This window comes from Halosimplex amylolyticum (assembly GCF_051414035.1).
Taxonomy (GTDB): domain Archaea; phylum Halobacteriota; class Halobacteria; order Halobacteriales; family Haloarculaceae; genus Halosimplex; species Halosimplex amylolyticum.
On sequence record NZ_JBLKNW010000002.1, the window covers coordinates 163,166 to 182,133 of the forward strand.

Below are 18,968 nucleotides of genomic sequence, written 5' to 3' on the forward strand. Positions count from 1 at the left end.
GAAGTGTAAGGTCTTAGTATTTGGGACTGGGAGTACGCTGTACTATGAACGTCGCAGACGTAATGACGCCCCGCGAGGACCTCGTCACGGTCGAGCTACCCGGCACCAGAGACGACGTCCTCGAGTACCTCCAGGAGCGGGCTTTCTCCTCGGTCCCCGTCGTCACCGAGGGCGACGAGGGCGAGGAGTTCCGCGGCCTCGTCTCCCGGGACGCGCTCATCGACGAGCCCGACGAGGACCAGCTCGCCATGCTCGTCGAGGAAGTCCCCACGACCACCGCCGACGCGACGCTCGAGGAGCTCGCGGGGCTGATGCTCGACGAGAACTCCCGACGGGTCCCGGTCGTCGACGGCCGCCTCGAAGGCATCGTCACCATCACCGACGTGGTCCGGGCCATCGCCACCGGCGACGTGAACGGCGACGTCACCGTCGATGAACTCGCCGGCCGCGACGTGAACTGCGTCTACGAGGGGACGCCGCTCCCGGTCGCCGAGCGGGAGCTCTCGCACGCGAACGCCCCCTACGGCGTCGCGCTAGACGAGGTCGGCGAGACCAGCGGGATGATCACCGAGGTCGACATCATCGACGTCGCCCGCGTCGTCGAGGGCGAGGAGGAGACCGGCGACAGCCTCGCCGCCGACGACGACGACTGGAAGTGGGAGAGCGTCAAGGCCGTCGGTAGCCGCTACATGCCCACCCGGAACGTCGAGATCCCGGCCGGCCCCGTCTCCGAGTTCATGACCACCGATCTCGTCACCATCAGCGGCCGGCGCACCGCCCAGGACGCCGCCCAGCTGATGATCGAGCACGACATCGAGCAGATCCCGCTGGTCTCGGGCGACGAACTCGAGGGCATCGTCCGGGACATGGACCTGCTGGAGGCGCTTCGATGAGCGAGGGCGCGGACCGCGGTCCCGACCTCACCGAACTCGCCAAGCGCCGCGGCTTCTTTCTGCAGAGCGCGGGCGCCTACGGCGGCGTCTCCGGTTTCTACACCTTCGGTCCCCAGGGCGCGAGCCTGAAGGACAACATCGAGCACTCCTGGCGCGACCGGTTCACCGTCCGCGAGGGCAACGTGGAGATCGACGCGCCGACGATCATGCCCGAGCCCGTCTTCGAGGCGTCGGGCCACCTCGACGGCTTCGACGACATGCTCGTCGAGTGCCCCGAGTGCGGCGAGTCCCACCGCGCCGACCACGTCGTCGAGGACAACACCGACTACGAGGAAGCGGAGGGGCTGGGCCCCGAGCGCGTCGGCGAGATCATCGAAGAGTACGAACTCGTCTGTCCGACGTGCGGCACCGGTCTGGCCGGTCAGGCCATCGAGGACTTCAACCTCATGTTCGAGACGAACATCGGCCCCGGTTCGTCCTCGCCGGGCTATCTCCGCCCCGAGACCGCCCAGGGCATCTTCGTCGAGTTCCCGCAGCTCAAGGAGTACGCCCGCAATCAGCTTCCCTTCGGCGTCACCCAGATCGGCCGCGCCTACCGCAACGAGATCAGCCCCCGGAAGTCGCTCCTGCGCGTGCGCGAGTTCACGCAGGCCGAACTCGAACTGTTCGTCGACCCCGAGGACGGCGAGGGGCCGGACCTCGCGAGCGTCGAGGACGTCGTCGCCCCCTTCTACGGCGTCGACCAGCAGGAGGACGAGGAGGGCGAACCCCTGGAGATCACCGTCGGCGAGGCCCACGAGCGCGGCCTCGTCGCGGACCCGTGGATCGCCTACTACCTCGGCGTGGCCGCCGAGTGGTACGAGTCCATCGGCGTCGACATGTCGCGGTTTCGCTTCCGCCAGCACCTCTCCGGCGAGCGCGCCCACTACGCCGCGGACTGCTGGGACGCCGAGGCCGAGGTCGACGGTGACTGGATCGAACTCGCCGGCTTCGCCTACCGCTCGGACTACGACCTCTCGAAACACGACGAGTACTCCGACGAGGACTACACCGTCTTCCGCCAGTACGACGAGCCCGTCACCGTCGAGCGCCCGACGGTCGACCCCGACATGAGCTTCCTCGGGCCGGAGTTCGGCGGCGCCGCCGGCGACGTCGCCGACGCGCTGGCGGTCCTCGCCGAGTCCGACCCCGACGCGTTCCGCGACGCCGCGGACGACCCCGAAGGTGACGGCACCGTCGCCGTCGAGATCGACGGCGAGACGCACGAGGTGCCCGTGGGGCAGACCGGCTTCGCCGTCGAGGAAGTCACGGAGTCCGGCGAGCACGTTATCCCGCACGTCGTCGAGCCGTCGCTCGGCATCGACCGCGCGCTGTACACCGTCCTCGACCACTGTTATCGGCAGGACGAGATCGACGGCGAGGAGCGGACGTTCCTCGAACTCCCGGCCGACGTGGCGCCGACGACGGTCGGCGTCTTCCCGCTCATGGACCGCGACGGCCTGGGCGAGCGCGCCCGCGAGGTCGCGGCCGACCTGCGCGAGCAGGGCCTCTCGGTCGCCTACGACGACTCCGGCGCTATCGGCCGGCGCTACCGCCGGCAGGACGAGGTCGGCACCCCGTTCTGCGTCACCGTCGACTACGCGACCATCGGCGAGGCGCGCGACGAAGACGAAGGCGAGCCCGGGACCGTCACCGTGCGCGAGCGCGACACGACCGCCCAGCGCCGGCTGCCGATCGAGGAGTTGCCCGAGACGCTCGAAGCCCTGCGGGACGGCGACCTGACGTTCGCGGAGCTGTAGGCCCGCCCGGCCGGGCCCACGGCACCGAGATCGCGACGGAATCAGTTCAATGCACGACGAAATCGCCCGACGACTGGTGCACGCCAGCGGGACAGCGGTGCCGCTGTCGTATCTGCTCGTCACCGAGATCACCTGGCGGCACATCCAGGTCCTGCTGGTCGCCGGCCTCATGGTGGCGTTCGTCCTCGAAGTGATCCGCCTGGTCGTCGGCCTCGACTGGCGGATCTACGAGAAGCTCACCCGCGAGTACGAGCAGGACAACCTCGCCGGTTACTTCCTCGCCGTCTTCGGGATGACCGTCGTCGCGCTCGTCTTCGAGCCTGCCATCGCGGTGCCCGCACTGTTGATGCTCACCATCGCCGACCCCGTCAGCGGCCTGCTCGGTTCCGGCGAACTCCGGACCGCCAAGGACGTCTCCGTGCTGCTGGTCACGTTCGCCGTCGCGACGCTGCTGGCCGTCCCGTTCGTCCCGCCGACGGCCGCCGTGCTCGGGGGCGCCGCCGCCACCGTCGCCGACGGGATCAAGCCCGTCGTCCGCGGCTACGTCATCGACGACAACCTCACCATCCCCGTCGCCGGCGCCGTCGCGATGTTCCTCGCCGTACAGTACCTGCCCGCCAGCCCGGTCTGAGCGGCCGACCGTCTCACTTCCCGGTCGAACCGGACCCCCCCGTGCCGGCCGATCACTCCTCCGTCTGGACCAGCGGCGCCAGCGCGCGGGTCAGCGGGGCGGAGTACTGGATCATGGCCGTCCCGAGGACGCTCATGACGAGGACGTAGCCCACCGCGAACGGCGGGACGACGGCGGCGACGGGGCCGCCGGCTTCGAGTGCGAGCGCGGCGACGACCAGCGAGAACTCCCCCCGCGGCACCAGGCCGATACCGGTCCGGATCGACCGGACCGCGCCGAGGCCGTAGATCCGGCCCGAGATGGTTCCGCTGACGAGTTTCGTCGCCGTCGTGACCGCGACCGCGACAGTCAGCAGGCCGGCGACGGTCGCGAGGACGGTGACGTCGATCGTCAGCCCGATGGCGAAGAAGAAGAACGCCGCGAAGACGTCGCGAACGGTCCCGAGCGACCGCTCGATGCGCTCGACGTGCTCGGTCCCGCTGAACGCCGTCCCGACGAAGAACGCCGCGACGGCCTCGCTCAGGCCGACCGCGAGCGCGGCGGCGCCCGTGATCGTCGTCGCCGCGAGTACGGCGAGGACAAACTGCTCCTCCGCGTCGACGTCGAACGCCGCCTCAAGCGGGGCGGTCCCCGCCCACGCCACCGCGGCGAGAACGAGCAGGAAGGCGAAGGCCACCCCCACGTCGAGCGCGACGGCGGCGGGGCTCTCCCCGCCGGCGACCAGCGCCGCCAGCAGGGCGAGGTAGACCGCGATCAACAGGTCCTCGAAGACCAGCGTCCCGAGGATCGGCACGCTCTCAGGGTTGGCGATCCACCCCTGTTCGATGAGCGACTTGGTCACGATCGCCGACGAGGAGATGTAGACGACGCCGGCGAGAAAGAGCGTCTCCAGGGGCGTGCGACCGAAGGCGAGCCCCAGCGCGACGCCGGCCCCGAAGTTCAGGACGAAGTCGACGGTCCCCGCGGCCGCGATGCGCCGGCCGTCGGCGAACAGCCCGCCGACGCTGAACTCCAGCCCGAGGAAGAAGAGCAGGAGGATCACCCCCAGGTCGGCGAGCACGTCGACGAACTCCGTCTCCGGCACGAGCGTCAGCGACACGCCGAACAGCGACGTCGGAGCGTTGGGCCCGACGACGATCCCGGCGACGATGTACGCGGGGATCACCGACAGGGAGACCCGCGAGGCGACGTAGCCGGCGACGGCGAGCGCGCCGAGCGCGATCGCGACCTCGACCAGCGGCGCGCTCATTCCTCGGCCGCGAGCAGCGCCGCGAGGTCGCCGTGCTCCTCGCGCGTCCCGAGCGCGACGACCGTGTCGCCGGGTTCGATCACCGTATCCGCCGGCGGGTTCGGGATGGTGTCACCGCCGCGCTGGATCGCGATGAGGGAGGTGCCGGTCCGCTGGCGGACGGCGCACTCTTCGAGCGTCGCGCCGACGATGTCCGCGTCCGCCCCGACGGTGTGCCACTCCATGATGGCCTCGCCCAGCGGGACCTGCGCGTCGTCGAGTTCGACGGGCTGGAAGTACGCGCCATCCAGGATCGACCCGAGCTTGCGCGCCTCGTCGCCGGACAGCGTGAACAGCCGCTCGCTGTCGGCCTCCGGCGACGGCCGGAGGTACACTTCGCGCTTGCCGTCGTGGTGGATGACGACGACGAGGCGCCGGTCGTCGTCTATCTCCAGTTCGAACTTCCGGCCGACCCCCGGGACCTCCGTCTCGTAGACGGTCATACCGTACCTTCGCCCGGCTGCGGCATAAATTGCCGGCGGCCCACGGATCTGCGGCTGTCTCGATCACTCCACCGGGACCCGTCACGACGCGCCGCGTCGAGCGGTTCGAGACCTCCCGTTCGGGCGTCCGTCGGCACGTGACGGCGGACGGTAACAGGCGAATCCGGCGGGGCGATGCGGCGGTCGAGGGGAGAGAACGGAACTTGCCACGGCAGGCCAGACGTTCATGGCTCGAACGCGACTAGCGCGCCCATGCTCGAAGCGCCCGACTGGGACGACTACATCGGCGAGCGCGTCTACGACCGCGGCAAACCGGTGGGATCGGTCGTCGATTACGACGACGAGCGCGGCGAACTGTTCCTGAAACCGTCGCCGGAGATAGACGAGAACACCTGGGACGGACTGGGCTGGGGCGACCACGCGGAGTACGACGTCAACTGGGAGGACGTCGACTACCAGCGCTGGCAGGCCGGAGAGAGCGACCTCCCCGTCGACTACGACGAGTGGCCCTGCACGCTCCCCAACGCCCGCCTCGAAGACGGCGAGGACGGCCTGCAACTCGTCCACCTGCCCTGACGAGGGGCGACAGCGGCGTGGCAAGCGTCCCGCAGCCGCTGGTTTTTCACTTCCACCGCGCTACCTGAAGCCTTATCCACCGGCACGGCCAACCGGAACGTAATGGCGACGACCGACGAGGGGGAGGGCGTGACGGGGCCGCTCCTGGTCGACGGCTTCCTGGAGGACCGCAGGTATCAGCGCGAACTCGCCGACGCCGCGTTGCGCACGCACACGCTGGTCTGTCTCCCGACCGGCCTGGGCAAGACGACGGTGAGCCTGCTCGTCACCGCCCAGCGGCTGGCCGGCGACGTTGTCAACAAGTCCCTGCTGCTCGCCCCGACGAAACCCCTCGTCCAGCAACACGCCGACTTCTACCGCGAGGCGCTGGAGGTCCACGACGACGAGATCGTCGTCTACACCGGCGACACCCGCCCCGACGACCGCGCGGAGCTGTGGTCCGGCGCGCGCATCGTCGTCGCGACGCCCGAGGTCGTCGAGAACGACCTGGTGGGGTCGCGGATCGACCTCACCGACGTCGTCCACTGCACCTTCGACGAGTGCCACCGCGCGACCGGCGACTACGCGTACAACTACATCGCCGAGCGCTATCACGAACAGGCCCGCGACCCGCTCGCGACCGGGATGAGCGCTTCCCCCGGCGACGACGAGGAGGCCATCCTCGAAGTGTGTCACAACCTCGGCCTCCGCCAGGTCGAGGTGATGACCGAGGAGGACGCCGACGTGGACGCCTACACCCACGAGACCAGCGTCGACTGGGAGCGCATCGAACTCCCGGAGACCGTGATCGAGATCCGCGACGCGATCAACGAGGTCATCGAGGACCGCCTCGCGAAGCTCAGGGAGCTGGGCGTGACGAACACGAGCAAGGCCGACGTCTCCGAGCGGGAAATCCAGAAGATCCAGGGCAAGCTCCGCGAGCTGATGAACAACGACCAGTCGGAGGGCTACGAGGGCATGAGCCTGCTCGCCGAGGTTCGAAAACTGCGGACCGCCGTGACCTACGCCGAGACCCAGAGCGTCGAGAGCCTCCGGCGGTACTTCGAGCGGCAGAAACAGGCCGCCCGCTCGTCGGGCGCCTCGAAGGCCGACCAGCGGATGATCTCCGAACCCAAAGTGCGGGAAGCGATCCGCCGCGCGGAGGACTACGACGACCTCCACCCGAAGTTCCGCCGGACGCGCATGCTCATCGCCCAGACGCTCGGCATCGAGAACGGCGAGCGCGTCATCGTCTTCACCGAGTCCCGCGACACCGCCGAGACGCTGACGGACTTCCTCAACGAGCACTTCACGGCCCGGAAGTTCGTCGGACAGTCCGACACCGACGGCAGCGACGGGATGACCCAGACCCAGCAACAGGAGACCCTCGACGAGTTCCGCGCCGGCGAATTCGAGGTACTCGTGTCGACGTCAGTGGCCGAGGAGGGGCTGGACGTGCCCGAGGTCGACCTCGTGCTGTTTTACGAACCCGTCCCGACCGCGATCCGGGCCATCCAGCGCAAGGGCCGGACCGGCCGCCAGACCGAGGGCGCGGTGTCGGTCCTGCTCGCCGAGGACACCCGCGACGAGGCGTACTTCTGGAAGGCCCGCAACGACCAGAAGCGGATGAAAGACGAGTTGCGGTCGCTCAAGGCGATCACCGGCGAGATCGAGAGCGAACTGAGCAGCCAGACCGCGATGGACGAGTTCGACGGCGGCGAGACCGGTCCGGGCGAAGCCGTCGACGGCGATGATGGCGACGACAGCGTTCCACACGAAACGGGGGGCGAAGCCGCAACGGAGGCTGAAGATGCTGCGGCATCTGAGAGCGAACGGGCGAGCGATCGAGACGAAACCGAGGGTGACGGCGACGAGTCCGCAACTACTTCGCAATCAGCCGAGGGCGACGGACAGGCGGGGCTCGACGCGTTCGCGGGTGGCGAAGGGAGCGAGTCCAGCGCCGAGGAAGGCGACTCCGACCGCGACGCCGCAGACTCGGCCGACCGCGACGACCCCGACGGGGAGATCGCGACCGCGAGCGCGGACGACGAGGAGTCGGTCGAGATCGTCGTCGACCAGCGGGAACTCGACGCCTCCATCGCGAAGGACCTCTCGCGGGAGGAGGCCATCGAGACGCGCCTGGAGACGCTGGCCGTCGGCGACTACGTCCTCTCGGACCGGGTGGTCGTCGAGCGCAAGACCGTCGCGGACTTCATGGACACGCTCACCGGCGGCGACGAGCGCTCGATGTTCGAGCAGGTGAAAGACGCGACCCGGTACTACGCCCGACCGGTCGTCGTCATCGAGGGCGAGGACCTCTACGGCGAGCGGAACGTCCACCCGAACGCCGTCCGCGGCGCGCTCGCCTCGCTCGCCGTCGACTTCGGCGCGAGCGTCCTCCGGACGACCGACGAGGACGAGACGACAGAGTTGCTCCGGGTGATCGCGACGCGCGAGCAGGAGACCGAAGACCGGACGGTCAGCGTCCACGGGGAGAAGAGTTCGAAGACGCTCGCCGAACAGCAGGCGTACGTCGTCGCGAGCGTCGCGGAGGTCGGGCCGGTCACCGCCGAGTCGCTGCTCGCCGAGTTCGGCAGCGTCGAAGCGGTGATGACCGCCGACGTCGAAGACCTGCAGGCCGCCGACGGCGTCGGCGAGGTGACCGCCGAACGGTTCCGCGAAGTCGTCGGCAGCGACTACGACGGCTGATCCCCGCGGTTCGGCGGGGCCGGGCCCGCTGGATTCGCCGGTCCACCCCCCGTGGCCAACCCCTTCGTTTCGAGTGGAGATTCTGACCGATCGGAACAACGAATACCCCCGGGTCCGTTGGGGACCGACGACAGGGGGCCATAGATGAGCGACGGCATGCACTGGATTGTCAGGTTCGAGTTGCCGAACGGGGGGCCGGGGCCGGACACGGTCGCGAGCGACGATCTCGCGGCCGAGTTCGACGCCGTAGTCGTGCTCCTCCTCCGAGACCACTACTGCCAGGTGTCCCGCGACCGGGCGGTAGCGTACAGCGACGCGTTCGAGTCCTTCGCGGCCGAGGACGTGGCCGTCGTCGGCGCGCTCCCCGACACCGAGGACCGGGCGACGTACTGGCGTCGTCGCTACGACCTGACGTACCCGGTGCTCGCCGACTCCGCGGAACTGGCCGCTACCCCGGACGCCGACGCCGGGGCGGCCCCCGCGATGACGGACGGGACGCCGCGCTTCGACGCGTTCGCGGACGTCGAGACGGGCACCGACACGCTGCCGGGGATCGGCGTCCTCGACACGCGCTCGACGTACCCGCGTCTCGTCTACACGGAGGGCGGCGAGACGCTCCAGGAATGTCCGGATCCGGACGAAGCACTGGACGCGGCGCTCGACGCGCTCGACAGGTAGAATCGCAGACGGGGGGCGGGGCAGTATTGCGGCTTTTCGCGTCAGTACGAACCGGACAGCGCCGATAGCGCCTCGGCCGCTTCGCGCGCCGCCGTGAGGTGGTCGCGAGCGCGCCGGGGGTCGTCGCAGTTCTCCGCGCGCTCGGCGTGTTTCCGGAGCGTCCGGACCAGCGACGCGCGCGCCGCGGCGAAGTCGTCGTTCGCGTCGCCGGCGGCAGCCGACTGGTCAGCCTCTGAGTAGCTGCTGGTCGGCGGCTGCCGGTTCGGCGGTGAGCCGACGCTCTGCCCCGACGGCGTCGACTGTGACTCGCTGCTCGCGACGGCGTTCGCGTCGGTAGCGCTCACGTCGGTAGCGTTCGCGTCTGTCGCGTCCGCGGGGTTCGCTTCGGCCGAGTTGGCGTCTGCCTCGGGCGAGCCCGGTTCTGATTCACTGGCCTGGTCGGCAGCGGCCTGGTCCGCGCCGGTGCGGACGGCGGGGCCGTCGGGCTGTTTGATCTCGATGTGGTCCGGCGCGTCGCCGTTCTCGTCGGCGGTCGCGCTCTCCTCGTCTCCGGTCTGGCCCGCGTCGGATTTCACACCGTCGCCCTGCTGGTCGGTCTCGGCTGCTTCCTCGACGGCCTCGTCGTTCGTCACGACCTGCTGGCAGGTGGGACAGAACTCGTCGCCGTCGTAGCGGAAGATCGGGTCGCCGCAGTTCCCGCAGTGGGAGTTCGTCATCGTCGCGCCCTTCAACAGGAGGTCGCTCATCCGCTCGCTGGCTTCCCGTTTCTGCTGGTCGCGCTCGTACTTCTCCCGGAGCCGCTCGCGCTCGGCTTCCTTGTCGAAGTCGCTCATACCCCAAGGATACCAGCGACCGCCAAAAAGGCCGTCGCCACGGCGGCCGGACGGAAGCGGCCCCTGCAATCGACGTTTGTCGAACACAGAATGGACGAATGACGGCCCTCTCGGGCGGGTTTCGACAGATTTACCCCCTGAACGTGGGACAGTTTCACGTGGTATGACGAAAGTTAGCATCGTCGGTGCCGCCGGCACCGTCGGGGCAGCAGCGGGGTACAACCTGGCGCTTCGGGACATCGTCGACGACCTCGTGTTCGTCGACATCCCGGACCAGGAAGACGTGACCATCGGACAGGCCGCCGACGCCAACCACGGGGTAGCGTACGACGCCAACACGACCGTTCGGCAGGGCACCTACGAGGACACCGCAGGCTCGGACGTCGTCGTCATCACGGCGGGCATCCCCCGCCAGCCCGGCCAGACGCGGATCGACCTCGCGGGCGACAACGCACCGATCATGGACGACATCGGTTCGTCGCTCGCCGAGCACAACGACGACTACGTGACCGTGACGACGTCGAACCCGGTCGACCTCCTCAACCGCCACCTCTACGAGACCGGCGACCGCGACCGCCAGCAGGTGGTCGGGTTCGGCGGCCGCCTGGACTCGGCGCGGTTCCGCTACGTCCTCTCCGAGCGCTTCGACACGCAGGTCGGCAACGTCGAGGCCACCATTCTGGGCGAACACGGCGACGCGCAGGTCCCGGTCTTCTCGAAGGTCCGCGTCGACGGCCGCGACCCCGAGTTCTCCGCCGACGAGCGCGAGGAGATCCTCGAAGACCTCCAGGAGTCGGCGATGAACGTCATCGAACGCAAGGGCGCCACCGAGTGGGGACCCGCCACCGGCGTCGCGCACATGGTCGAGGCCATCCTGCGCGACACCGGCGAAGTCCTCCCCGGTTCGGTCGTCCTCGACGGCGAGTTCGGCTACGAGGACACCGCCTTCGGCGTCCCCGTCAAACTCGGGTCGAACGGCGTCGAGGAAGTCGTCGAGTGGGAGCTCTCGGACTACGAGCACGAGCTCATGGACGAGGCGGCCGAGAAGCTCTCCGACCAGTACGAGCAGATGACGAGCGAGGACTGACGAGTCTATCGCGGTTCGATTCCTGCTAGCGGGTGCCCTCCGGGACGTCGACGACGGATTCGCTGGCGCGTCTCAACCGCCCTGTCGTGGCTCCGACCAGTCGGCGGAGCTGTCGCGTCCCGGCCCCTCGTCGAGGGCCTCTTCCGACACGCGCTCGTCGAGCAGAGACGCCCACTCTTCGAGGTGTGATCGCTGTCGGTGCACTGGAAACACTCCGTTGAGACGAGTATCGACGGCCGAGAGTATAACGATTGTGCCTGCACCGGAAACCGCACGATTGCGCCGGTACAGGTTCGGAATGGCAGTGCACCCCCGCGCGTTCAGAACGGGTACCGCCTGGGTTTCCGCTGGACGGACACCCACTTCGGTTCAGTGAACTCGCGGACGACCTCCTCGCCGTTGTAGCGACCGATGCCCGAGGCCTTCCGTCCGCCGAACGGGACGTGCGGTTCCTCGTTGATCGGCTGGTCGTTGACGTGGACCATCCCCGCGTCGATGGCGTCCCCAACGGTCTCGGCGCGACCGAGGTCCCCGCCGAACACCGCCGCCGCGAGCCCGTACTCGGTGTCGTTGGCGATCTCGACGGCCTCGTCGTCGTCCGCGAACGTGATAACGGGGGCAACGGGACCGAAGTGCTCGTTGCATGCCGCCGCCATGTCGTTGGTCACCTCCGAGAGCACCGTCGGCGCGACCACGAGGGAGTCGTCGACGCCGTCGATCGGGACCGTCTCGCCCCCCGTTTCGAGTGCAGCGCCGGCGTCCACGGTGTCGCCGACGTATTCGAGGACGCTGTCACGCTGGCGTTCGTCGACCAGCGGGCCGACGACCGTTCCCTCGTCGTGGGCGCTCCCCGCGGGGACGCCCGCGAGTCGCTCGGCGAGCCGGTCGACGTACTCGTCGGCGAGCGACGCGTGGACGAGGTGCCGGTTGATCGAGATACAGGCCTGCCCGCTGTGGTAGACCGTTCCGTAGACCGCGGCGTCGACCGCCGCGTCGAGGTCGGCGTCGTCGAGGACGACGAACGGCGCGTTCCCCCCGAGTTCGAGTGCAGGGAACGCCAGCGAGTCGACGGCGCGTTTCCCGACGCGTCTGCCGACTTCGGTCGATCCCGTGAACGCGACGACGTCGGCGCCGCTGTGTCCCGAAATCGCGTCCCCCACCTCCTCGTCTCGACCCGTGACGACGTTGAGCAGGCCCGGTTCGAGCCCCGCTTCCTCGAAGAGGCGGGCGACGGCGAGTCCACCCGAAATCGGGGTGTTGGGCGCTGGTTTCAGGACGACGGCGTTGCCGAGCGCGAGCGCGGGGACCATCGCACGGGCGGTGAGGCTGAGCGGGAAGTTCCACGGCGTGATGACGGTGACCACCCCCGCGGGGACCCGCTTGACCTGGTTGTCTTTCCCCGGGATGAGCGAGTTCCTGTACTCACCCGAGACGCGAGTCGGGAAGCCGGCGGCCTCCTGGGCGACCCCCTTCGCCGTCATCACCTCGAACTTGGCTTTGGTCGCGCAGCTGCCCGACTCCGCCGTGAGCAAGGACTGTAACTCCCCGAAGTGGTCGTCGAGCGCATCCACGAACGACCGGATCACCGACGCCCGCCGGTGGGGCGGCGTGTCCTCCCACTCGGGCTGTGCCGACGCCGCCGCGTCGTAGGCCGCGTCGACGTCCCCAGTCGTCCCCGCGGGGACGGTCGCGATTCGCTCTCGCGTGGACGGATCGAACACGTCCATCCCCTCGCGATCCCCCCGTTCGATCCACTCGCCGTCGACGAACTGGAACCCCCAGTCCGTCTCCGTGGACAGCGATCCCTCCGCCGGGTGTGGCGCCTGCTGTGCCATACGCGACCGTGAGTCCGGTATCGACAAAAAGATCGTGTTAAATCAAGTGGGCAGTGGCGAATGTTGCCACCCGTTGCCGGACGAACGGGTTCACGTCGACGGACAGCGATGTGAAAGGACGAAACGCAGGAGGATGGGGCCCAGGAGAGAGTCAGGCGTCGGCCTGGCGCCAGGTTTCGGGCACCTGGATGCTGTAGCGGCCGTCTTCCTGGAGCGCGATGATGTACTCCTCGCGGTCGTAGAGCTCCATCAGGTTGAGTTCGTACTGGCCGGGTTCGACGACGCGGATGCTCTCGAACTGGTCGTTGAGTTCCTCGCGGAGTTCCGCGAGGTCCGGCCGGTCGGCCCGTTCGGCGTCGGGTTCGTCCGCCACCGTCCGATCGGGAGCGGACTCCGCGCCCGGTTCCTCGGTCGGTTCGGACGCAGTTCCGTCGCCGTCCTCACCGACCTCGATGACGTCGACACCGCCATCGGCGTCCGGCGGCGCGTCCGATTCGTCCAGGCTGGCGGGATCGAACCCCTCGGAATCGGGGATCTCGTCCGGTTCGACCAGCTGACTCCGGGCGTCCGCCTGGGCGGTGTCCTCGCCCTCGATGGGTTCGGACTCGGCGACGATGATGTCGTCGTCCAGTCCGCCGTTCGACGACGTCGTGGACTCCGTCGCGGCCGCGTCCGCCGACGTCTCCGTCGCGGATGCCGCCGTCGAGGAATCCGGAGCGGGTGCAGATTCGGCCGTCGACTGGGCGTCGGCGGGCGGTTTGGCCTGTGTCGCGTCACTCCCGGCGGAGCCGCTGACCAGGTCTCGAACCGTCGCGGCGGCGTTGCCGACAGTCCGCGTCATCGACTCGCCGGGTCGCTCGGTCGGGTCCGGCGGCGACTCGGCGTTCTCGGTCGGCTCCGGGCCCGTGGTCGCGTCTGCGCCGTCGCTGGTCGAGTCCGGCCCGCCGAAGCCGTCCGGCCGGAACTGGAACTTCGTGCCGCCACACTCCGGACAGCCCGACAGCATCTCCTTGGAGCCGTCGGCGAACGTCCGGTCGCAGTTCGTACACTGATGGGGCATACCTGGCTATTTCCGCGAGACGAGTGCGCTGATGAGGGTCTCGTCCTTGTGGAGCGTCTCGATCTGGTTGGCCGGGCCGATCACGGTGAGTTTCTTCGTCTCCTCTTTGCCCATGAGTCGGCCGAGGAGACTCGAATCGTCGGCCTTGGATTTGGGGTAGGTCTCGATCTCGATGCCGTTGAACTCGTCGGGGCTGATCTCGGTCATCGTGACCTCGATGAGCCGCGACTCCTCGTCGGGCGTCAGGCCGGCTTCGAGGATGACGATGTTGTTGTCCCGGACGCCGTCCAGGATCATCCGGATCTTCTCCATCGTCGTCTTTCCGTCCATCCGCTCGGCACTGATCAGGTCTATCTGCACACCGTCTTCGTCTTCGGGATGTCTTGCTTCTGCCATGGTTGTCACCCGAAGTACTCCGCTATCTGGTCGTACACTTCGTCCATGTTGTCTCCTTCGAGCGCCGACAGCTCCGTCGTCTCGTGTTGCGGGAACGCGTTGCGGATCCGCTGGACGCTCGACTCCTCTAGGTCGATCTTGTTCGCGAGGATCAGCACGGGCAGGTCCTGGCTCTCGATGATCCCGATGAGCATCGTGTTGACCTGCGTGAACGGATCCTCGGTCGAGTCGAGCACGTAGATGACGCCGTCGACGTCCTCGCGAAGCCAGTGCATCGCTTCGGCGACGCCCTCGGTGGCCTCACGAGAGCGACGGACGGCGTCGTCTTTCTCCATGTCGTGTTCGAGAAATTCGGTGTAGTCGACTTTCGTCGTCACGCCGGGCGTGTCGACGATGTCGATGGTCACCGTCTTGCCGTCGCGTTCGATCTCGACGTTCTCTTTCCGGCGCGCGCGTCGCGTCTCGTGGGGAACGTGACTCTCGGGACCGACCGCGTCGCCAGTCCAGTCGCGCGCGATGCGGTTCGCGAGCGTCGTCTTCCCCGCGTTCGGCGGGCCGTAAATACCGATACGTTTCGGGTCTTCCTCGGAGAACAGCGTCGATGCTGCCCGCGAGATGCTGTCTTTGAGTTCTGTGAACAGTCCCATCCTATCCTCCTGCGCCACAGGGACGCATCTGAGCGAATAAGCCGTGCCGACTTACTTAAGCCTACGTCAGACAAACATAAATTATACGAAGTAAACCGCGGAATTCGGCCGGTTCGGCGGCCGATGCGGCGTCTCACGAGTGATGCCGATAGTGGTATCAGTGTGGTGACCCATCACTGAGCGACCGAGTGGCGGGAAGAAGTTGCGAGAGAAGCGACGGAGTGCGTTGCGGGAGCTCTCGATGCGAGGGAGTACGGAGTGTGTTGTGAGGAATCGGTGAAAGATCGAGTTGAACGATGGTACAACGGAGCGTTCCCGAGTCGGTCGAAGGACCCGGACCTGAAACGGAGGGGGAACGGATGTCGGTACCGGCGTTCGGGACGAATCCGGAGTGACTGACGACTGGGAAAGCGGGATGGGCAACACCCCCACCCCCTCGTTTCAGGTGGAAGCGTGGACAGCCCCGGGCGACGTCTGACGGAGTACACCCTCGAGCAGGATAGACAGTTCACACCGAGATGTTCACGAGTGATTTTCGAAGCCATACCGATGTCTTCTAGACATACAACGATTACTGACACGCATTACCACCCTAGTCCTAGAAACAAAACCCGATGAAAAATTGTTTTCCTACTAGTGCGGATTTGGTTTTAGTGACTAGGTAGTAAATCTTTCTCTCTAGAGGCACTCATCCAAGTCCCGCTCACCCCCCACCCTCTCTTCGCTCGCTCCACCCGAAACGATGGGGTGGGGGGGATCCGGCTAGAATATCTCGAACGGCGACAGGTCGATCGGAACGTCGGGAACGAGGAGACGGATTTCGCGAACTCGGCCGAATGACCTGACGCCGAAAAATCAGAAAAATCTACCTGTGGGACTTCTAACTCCCGAATCGAACGGTCTGAGAAGTACCCGACGGCGGTACTCACCGAAATATTTAATATCGTATCAACCACGGGTTCTTGTGGTTCAACTGGACACGCCGTCACACCCGAAATCGGGAGATGGCGGCGTATTACTCGGTGTAAGTGGAGTTCCGAGGGCGCGGAACCGGGTTTCCAGACGAAATAGAGGGGTTCGGAATCGGAGCAATCACAGAATAATGGACGGCGACGACAACGATCAGGACACGACGCTCGATTCACCCGACCGCGTGGATGGAGTGGGCAACGAGGAGGAACAGGTACAGGCGCCATCCGACGGGGCAGAGTCGCGAACTGACGGCGACGACCGTTCGGCGGAAAATCCCGTCGAGCCGACGGCAGACGAAGTCGCGGCCGACGGTTCCCACGGGTCCCCCTCTCCCGGCGAGTCTTCCGCGACCGAGGACGCTGTGGAGTCTGACGAGAGCTCACCGCCCGGGGGAACTGCTGACACGAGCGAACCGGATCTCGACGACGGCAGTGACGCCGAGGACGGAGGTTCCGCCAGTACGGCCGCCGAGCGGACGAACGACGGGATCGATCCGTCCGCGACGGTACGCGGTTCGGGGAACTCGTCGCCGACCGTCGACGTCGATTCGGCTCCCGTCGCCGACGAGACGGACGGCGAGTCGTCTGTTCTCGACGATGTGATGCTCGACGACGTCGCCTCCGAGGACCCCGAAGAGGCCTCACAGGGGCTATTCGACGACCTCCTCGCGGGCGATCCGATCTTCGAGAACAAGGAGGTGCTGCGCCCGTCGTACACCCCCCGGAAGCTGCCACATCGCGAGGAGCAGATCAACAACATGGCGACGATCCTCGTGACCGCGCTGCGCGGGGACTCCCCGTCGAACATCCTCATCTACGGGAAGACGGGGACGGGCAAGACCGCCAGTGCCAAGTTCGTCAGCACGGAACTCGAGTCGACCTCCCAGAAGTACGAGGTCCCCTGCGAGGTGGAGTACATCAACTGCGAGGTGACGGACACGCAGTACCGCGTTCTCGCACAGCTCGCAAACAAGTTCATCGAGAAGAACGAGGCGGTCATCGACGAGGAACTCGGGGAACTCGGCGACCTACGCGAGCGTGCGCGCGAGAACGAACACGTCCTCGCCGAGACGGAGTACGACTCGCTCGCTGCCGTCGAAGACCGGATCGATACCCTCCGGGAAGACCGCGAATCGTTCGAACACGTCCCCATGACCGGGTGGCCGACGGACCGGGTGTACAGCACGTTCTTCGACGCGGTCGACTACCACGAACGCGTCGTCGTCATCATGCTCGACGAGATCGACAAGCTCGTCGAGAAGAGCGGCGACGACACCCTCTACAATCTCTCGCGGATGAACTCCGAGCTCGAACGCTCCCGCGTGTCGATCATGGGCATCTCGAACGACCTGAAGTTCACCGACTTCCTGGACCCGCGCGTCAAATCGAGCCTCGGCGAGGAGGAGATCGTCTTCCCCCCGTACGACGCCAACCAGCTGCGCGACATCCTCGAACACCGCGCGGAAGTCGCGTTCGAAGGTCACGCACTCACCGACGACGTGATCCCGCTCTGTGCGGCCTTCGCCGCGCAGGAACACGGCGACGCCCGCCGCGCGCTCGACCTGCTCAGGACGGCCGGCGAACTCGCCGAGCGCGACCAGACCGACAACGTCAACGAGGCCCACGTCAGGAAGGCCCAGGAGAAGATCGAACTCGACCGCGTCGTCGAGGTCGTCCGCACGCTCCCCACCCAGTCGAAGCTCGTCCTCTTCTCGATCATCATGCTGGAGAAAAACGGCGTTCACAACATCAACACCGGCGAGGTGTACAACGTCTACCAGCGGCTCTGCGAGGAGATCGACGTCGACACGCTCACCCAGCGCCGCGTCACCGACCTCATCTCCGAACTCGACATGCTGGGTATCGTCAACGCCGTCGTCGTCAGCAAGGGCCGCTACGGGCGCACCAAGGAGATCTCACTCTCCGTCCCCATCGACGAGACGGAAGCCGTCCTCATGTCGGACTCGCGCCTCTCGGAGATCGAGGACACGCAACCGTTCGTCCAGACGCGCTTCGACAACGAGTAATCCACCTGCGGCGGCCGTTCCGAACCCGCGGATCGCGATTTCTGTACGTCGCACATCCGGGAATCAGGATACCGACCGTCCGGGAGTCAGGGTGCCGCTCGTTCGACAGTCCGGTTACAGAGACAGGAACGCTCGAACGTGGTGGCGCTGGCGCTCGGACCGGAGAACCCGAGCATCCCGTTCGTACAGCCTTCCGAGCGCAGACGGATACAGCCGAGTTTCGGGATCCGGACTTCGGCGGTCCCGACGACCCAGGCGGGCTTGACGGGACTGCTCAGCCCCTGTGCCTGGTCGTAGACGCCGTTGGCGTCGCCCTTCGTGACGAACCCGGCGTGGGGGGCCGGGCAGTTCGGCAGCGCCTCGTCGGTGGTCTCCCCGCACTCGCTGTAGCGACCGATCGACTGTTTGTCCGCCTTCTCGTACCAGTTCTCGCTCTCGTTGACCCAGAACATCGCCCGGTGGATGATCGGGGTCCTGTCCTGCCGGCCGTCGGGTTCGTAGACGATCACGTCGCCGGTCTTCGCGAACTTCCGATACTCCGTCCGTTCGCCCGTCTGGGCGGTGACGACGCCGGTTCCCGCGATGGCGCCGTCGCCCGGGAAGCGCTGTTCCTCCATGACGAAGACCAGGTCGCCGGTCTTCATGTGCGGCGTCATGCTCGGGCTCTCGACCGCGACCATCGGCGGCCAGACGCCGCTGACCGCGAACAGGAGCACGCCGACCAGCAACACCGCGATGGCGCTGCTCAGCACGTCGACGACGAACGTCTGTAGCGCGCTACCGTCCCCTTCCCGGTCCGGCTCGGCCCGCCTGGCCGCCGGCGCGTCGACTGATCGACCCGAGCCGTTGGGGGCGACGCCGCCGTCTCCGTCGGGCTCTCTGGGAGGGTTCTCGTCGGCTCTGGCGGTCGCCGAATTGTCGGGGTCCAGGGGACCGTCGCCCCGCGTCGAATCATCTCCGATAGGAGTGGGGCGGTTCGTATCGTCGCCGTCGGCGGGAGAGACGCGGTTCGTGTCGTCGTGGTCGGAGGGAGGGACGTCTTGAGAATGGTTGTCGTCGGGCCCGTCGCCGGGGGAATCTTCGCCGTCGCGGGGCGGACTCATTGACTGTCCGTTC

17 protein-coding genes are annotated in these 18,968 nt (G+C 67.3%); 8 read left to right on the top strand and 9 right to left on the bottom strand.

Translation table 11 applies throughout. From position 1 onward, the window contains the following. Positions 1-44 precede the first annotated feature (44 nt). Genes ACMGFE_RS11445 through ACMGFE_RS11455 form a run of 3 tightly spaced genes read left to right on the top strand, consistent with a single transcriptional unit; the run spans position 45 to position 3,323 of the window. The gene (locus ACMGFE_RS11445; RefSeq protein WP_436925330.1) at positions 45-893 is read left to right on the top strand and encodes a CBS domain-containing protein; all 849 of its coding nucleotides are present in this window, start codon (positions 45-47) and stop codon (positions 891-893) included. Continuing rightward, positions 890-2,692: a glycine--tRNA ligase gene (gene glyS / locus ACMGFE_RS11450; RefSeq protein ID WP_436925331.1), complete on the top strand. Its 1,803-nt coding sequence runs from the start codon at positions 890-892 to the stop codon at positions 2,690-2,692. Before ACMGFE_RS11445 ends, glyS begins: the two co-directional genes overlap by 4 nt. Positions 2,693-2,741: 49 nt before the next feature. After that, positions 2,742-3,323 (top strand): dolichol kinase, encoded by a 582-nt coding sequence (locus ACMGFE_RS11455; RefSeq protein ID WP_436925332.1) that lies wholly within the window; start codon positions 2,742-2,744, stop codon positions 3,321-3,323. A 52-nt stretch (positions 3,324-3,375) separates the two neighbouring features. Here ACMGFE_RS11455 and ACMGFE_RS11460 read toward each other — a convergent pair whose 3' ends face one another. Beyond that, complete coding sequence (locus ACMGFE_RS11460) at positions 3,376-4,572, bottom strand: cation:proton antiporter (RefSeq protein ID WP_436925333.1); 1,197 nt, start codon at positions 4,570-4,572, stop codon at positions 3,376-3,378. Continuing rightward, a complete protein-coding gene (locus ACMGFE_RS11465; RefSeq protein ID WP_436925334.1) occupies positions 4,569-5,054 on the bottom strand; it encodes a cation:proton antiporter regulatory subunit in 486 nt (161 codons plus the stop codon). The genes ACMGFE_RS11460 and ACMGFE_RS11465 overlap by 4 nt, the downstream gene beginning before the upstream one ends. A gap of 252 nt (positions 5,055-5,306) precedes the next feature. Here ACMGFE_RS11465 and ACMGFE_RS11470 point away from each other — a divergent pair, with 252 nt between their 5' ends. From ACMGFE_RS11470 to ACMGFE_RS11480, 3 genes are all read left to right on the top strand, one after another. Then, on the top strand, positions 5,307-5,630 hold the full coding sequence (locus tag ACMGFE_RS11470; RefSeq protein WP_436925335.1) for a DUF8593 domain-containing protein: 324 nt from the start codon (positions 5,307-5,309) through the stop codon (positions 5,628-5,630). Positions 5,631-5,732: 102 nt separating this feature from the next. Further along, a complete protein-coding gene (locus ACMGFE_RS11475; protein WP_436925336.1) occupies positions 5,733-8,318 on the top strand; it encodes a DEAD/DEAH box helicase in 2,586 nt (861 codons plus the stop codon). Between the two features lie 144 nt (positions 8,319-8,462). Then, positions 8,463-8,996, top strand: coding sequence for a redoxin domain-containing protein (locus tag ACMGFE_RS11480; protein WP_436925337.1), 534 nt, complete (start codon positions 8,463-8,465; stop codon positions 8,994-8,996). A gap of 41 nt (positions 8,997-9,037) precedes the next feature. Here the strand turns inward: ACMGFE_RS11480 and ACMGFE_RS11485 are convergent, their stop codons facing one another. Continuing rightward, positions 9,038-9,829 (bottom strand): Sjogren's syndrome/scleroderma autoantigen 1 family protein, encoded by a 792-nt coding sequence (locus tag ACMGFE_RS11485; protein ID WP_436925338.1) that lies wholly within the window; start codon positions 9,827-9,829, stop codon positions 9,038-9,040. Between the two features lie 163 nt (positions 9,830-9,992). Here ACMGFE_RS11485 and mdh point away from each other — a divergent pair, with 163 nt between their 5' ends. Then, entirely contained in the window at positions 9,993-10,916 is a 924-nt protein-coding gene (mdh, locus tag ACMGFE_RS11490; protein ID WP_436925339.1) for a malate dehydrogenase, read from the top strand. A gap of 72 nt (positions 10,917-10,988) precedes the next feature. On the opposite strand, the gene ACMGFE_RS11495 is transcribed toward mdh, so the two are convergent. The 5 genes from ACMGFE_RS11495 to ACMGFE_RS11515 form a co-directional block, all read right to left on the bottom strand. After that, positions 10,989-11,120 carry a hypothetical protein gene (locus tag ACMGFE_RS11495; RefSeq protein ID WP_436925340.1) on the bottom strand — a complete coding sequence of 44 codons (132 nt, stop codon included), beginning with the start codon at positions 11,118-11,120 and terminating at the stop codon, positions 10,989-10,991. 116 nt (positions 11,121-11,236) lie between these two features. Continuing rightward, on the bottom strand, positions 11,237-12,751 hold the full coding sequence (locus tag ACMGFE_RS11500) for an aldehyde dehydrogenase family protein (RefSeq protein ID WP_436925341.1): 1,515 nt from the start codon (positions 12,749-12,751) through the stop codon (positions 11,237-11,239). Between the two features lie 151 nt (positions 12,752-12,902). Beyond that, on the bottom strand, positions 12,903-13,811 hold the full coding sequence (locus ACMGFE_RS11505; protein WP_436925342.1) for an OapC/ArvC family zinc-ribbon domain-containing protein: 909 nt from the start codon (positions 13,809-13,811) through the stop codon (positions 12,903-12,905). A 6-nt stretch (positions 13,812-13,817) separates the two neighbouring features. Then, on the bottom strand, positions 13,818-14,207 hold the full coding sequence (locus ACMGFE_RS11510) for a DUF2073 domain-containing protein (protein ID WP_436925343.1): 390 nt from the start codon (positions 14,205-14,207) through the stop codon (positions 13,818-13,820). A gap of 5 nt (positions 14,208-14,212) precedes the next feature. After that, the gene (locus tag ACMGFE_RS11515; RefSeq protein ID WP_274321957.1) at positions 14,213-14,854 is read right to left on the bottom strand and encodes an Era-like GTP-binding protein; all 642 of its coding nucleotides are present in this window, start codon (positions 14,852-14,854) and stop codon (positions 14,213-14,215) included. Positions 14,855-15,956: 1,102 nt separating this feature from the next. Here ACMGFE_RS11515 and ACMGFE_RS11520 point away from each other — a divergent pair. Continuing rightward, positions 15,957-17,852, top strand: a complete 1,896-nt coding sequence (locus ACMGFE_RS11520; protein ID WP_436925344.1) for an AAA family ATPase — start codon at positions 15,957-15,959, stop codon at positions 17,850-17,852. 86 nt (positions 17,853-17,938) lie between these two features. Here ACMGFE_RS11520 and ACMGFE_RS11525 read toward each other — a convergent pair whose 3' ends face one another. After that, the gene (locus ACMGFE_RS11525) at positions 17,939-18,955 is read right to left on the bottom strand and encodes a S24/S26 family peptidase (protein ID WP_436925345.1); all 1,017 of its coding nucleotides are present in this window, start codon (positions 18,953-18,955) and stop codon (positions 17,939-17,941) included. Between the last annotated feature and the right edge of the window lie 13 nt (positions 18,956-18,968).

Excerpts from the sequence above, each read along its gene's own strand:
- ACMGFE_RS11445 (WP_436925330.1), top strand. The coding sequence starts at position 45 with ATGAACGTCGCAGACGTAATGACGCCCCGCGAGGACCTCGTCACGGTC.
- glyS (WP_436925331.1), top strand. The coding sequence starts at position 890 with ATGAGCGAGGGCGCGGACCGCGGTCCCGACCTCACCGAACTCGCCAAG.
- ACMGFE_RS11455 (WP_436925332.1), top strand. The coding sequence starts at position 2,742 with ATGCACGACGAAATCGCCCGACGACTGGTGCACGCCAGCGGGACAGCG.
- ACMGFE_RS11460 (WP_436925333.1), bottom strand. The coding sequence starts at position 4,572 with ATGAGCGCGCCGCTGGTCGAGGTCGCGATCGCGCTCGGCGCGCTCGCC.
- ACMGFE_RS11465 (WP_436925334.1), bottom strand. The coding sequence starts at position 5,054 with ATGACCGTCTACGAGACGGAGGTCCCGGGGGTCGGCCGGAAGTTCGAA.
- ACMGFE_RS11470 (WP_436925335.1), top strand. The coding sequence starts at position 5,307 with ATGCTCGAAGCGCCCGACTGGGACGACTACATCGGCGAGCGCGTCTAC.
- ACMGFE_RS11475 (WP_436925336.1), top strand. The coding sequence starts at position 5,733 with ATGGCGACGACCGACGAGGGGGAGGGCGTGACGGGGCCGCTCCTGGTC.
- ACMGFE_RS11480 (WP_436925337.1), top strand. The coding sequence starts at position 8,463 with ATGAGCGACGGCATGCACTGGATTGTCAGGTTCGAGTTGCCGAACGGG.
- ACMGFE_RS11485 (WP_436925338.1), bottom strand. The coding sequence starts at position 9,829 with ATGAGCGACTTCGACAAGGAAGCCGAGCGCGAGCGGCTCCGGGAGAAG.
- mdh (WP_436925339.1), top strand. The coding sequence starts at position 9,993 with ATGACGAAAGTTAGCATCGTCGGTGCCGCCGGCACCGTCGGGGCAGCA.
- ACMGFE_RS11500 (WP_436925341.1), bottom strand. The coding sequence starts at position 12,751 with ATGGCACAGCAGGCGCCACACCCGGCGGAGGGATCGCTGTCCACGGAG.
- ACMGFE_RS11505 (WP_436925342.1), bottom strand. The coding sequence starts at position 13,811 with ATGCCCCATCAGTGTACGAACTGCGACCGGACGTTCGCCGACGGCTCC.
- ACMGFE_RS11510 (WP_436925343.1), bottom strand. The coding sequence starts at position 14,207 with ATGGCAGAAGCAAGACATCCCGAAGACGAAGACGGTGTGCAGATAGAC.
- ACMGFE_RS11515 (WP_274321957.1), bottom strand. The coding sequence starts at position 14,854 with ATGGGACTGTTCACAGAACTCAAAGACAGCATCTCGCGGGCAGCATCG.
- ACMGFE_RS11520 (WP_436925344.1), top strand. The coding sequence starts at position 15,957 with ATGGACGGCGACGACAACGATCAGGACACGACGCTCGATTCACCCGAC.
- ACMGFE_RS11525 (WP_436925345.1), bottom strand. The coding sequence starts at position 18,955 with ATGAGTCCGCCCCGCGACGGCGAAGATTCCCCCGGCGACGGGCCCGAC.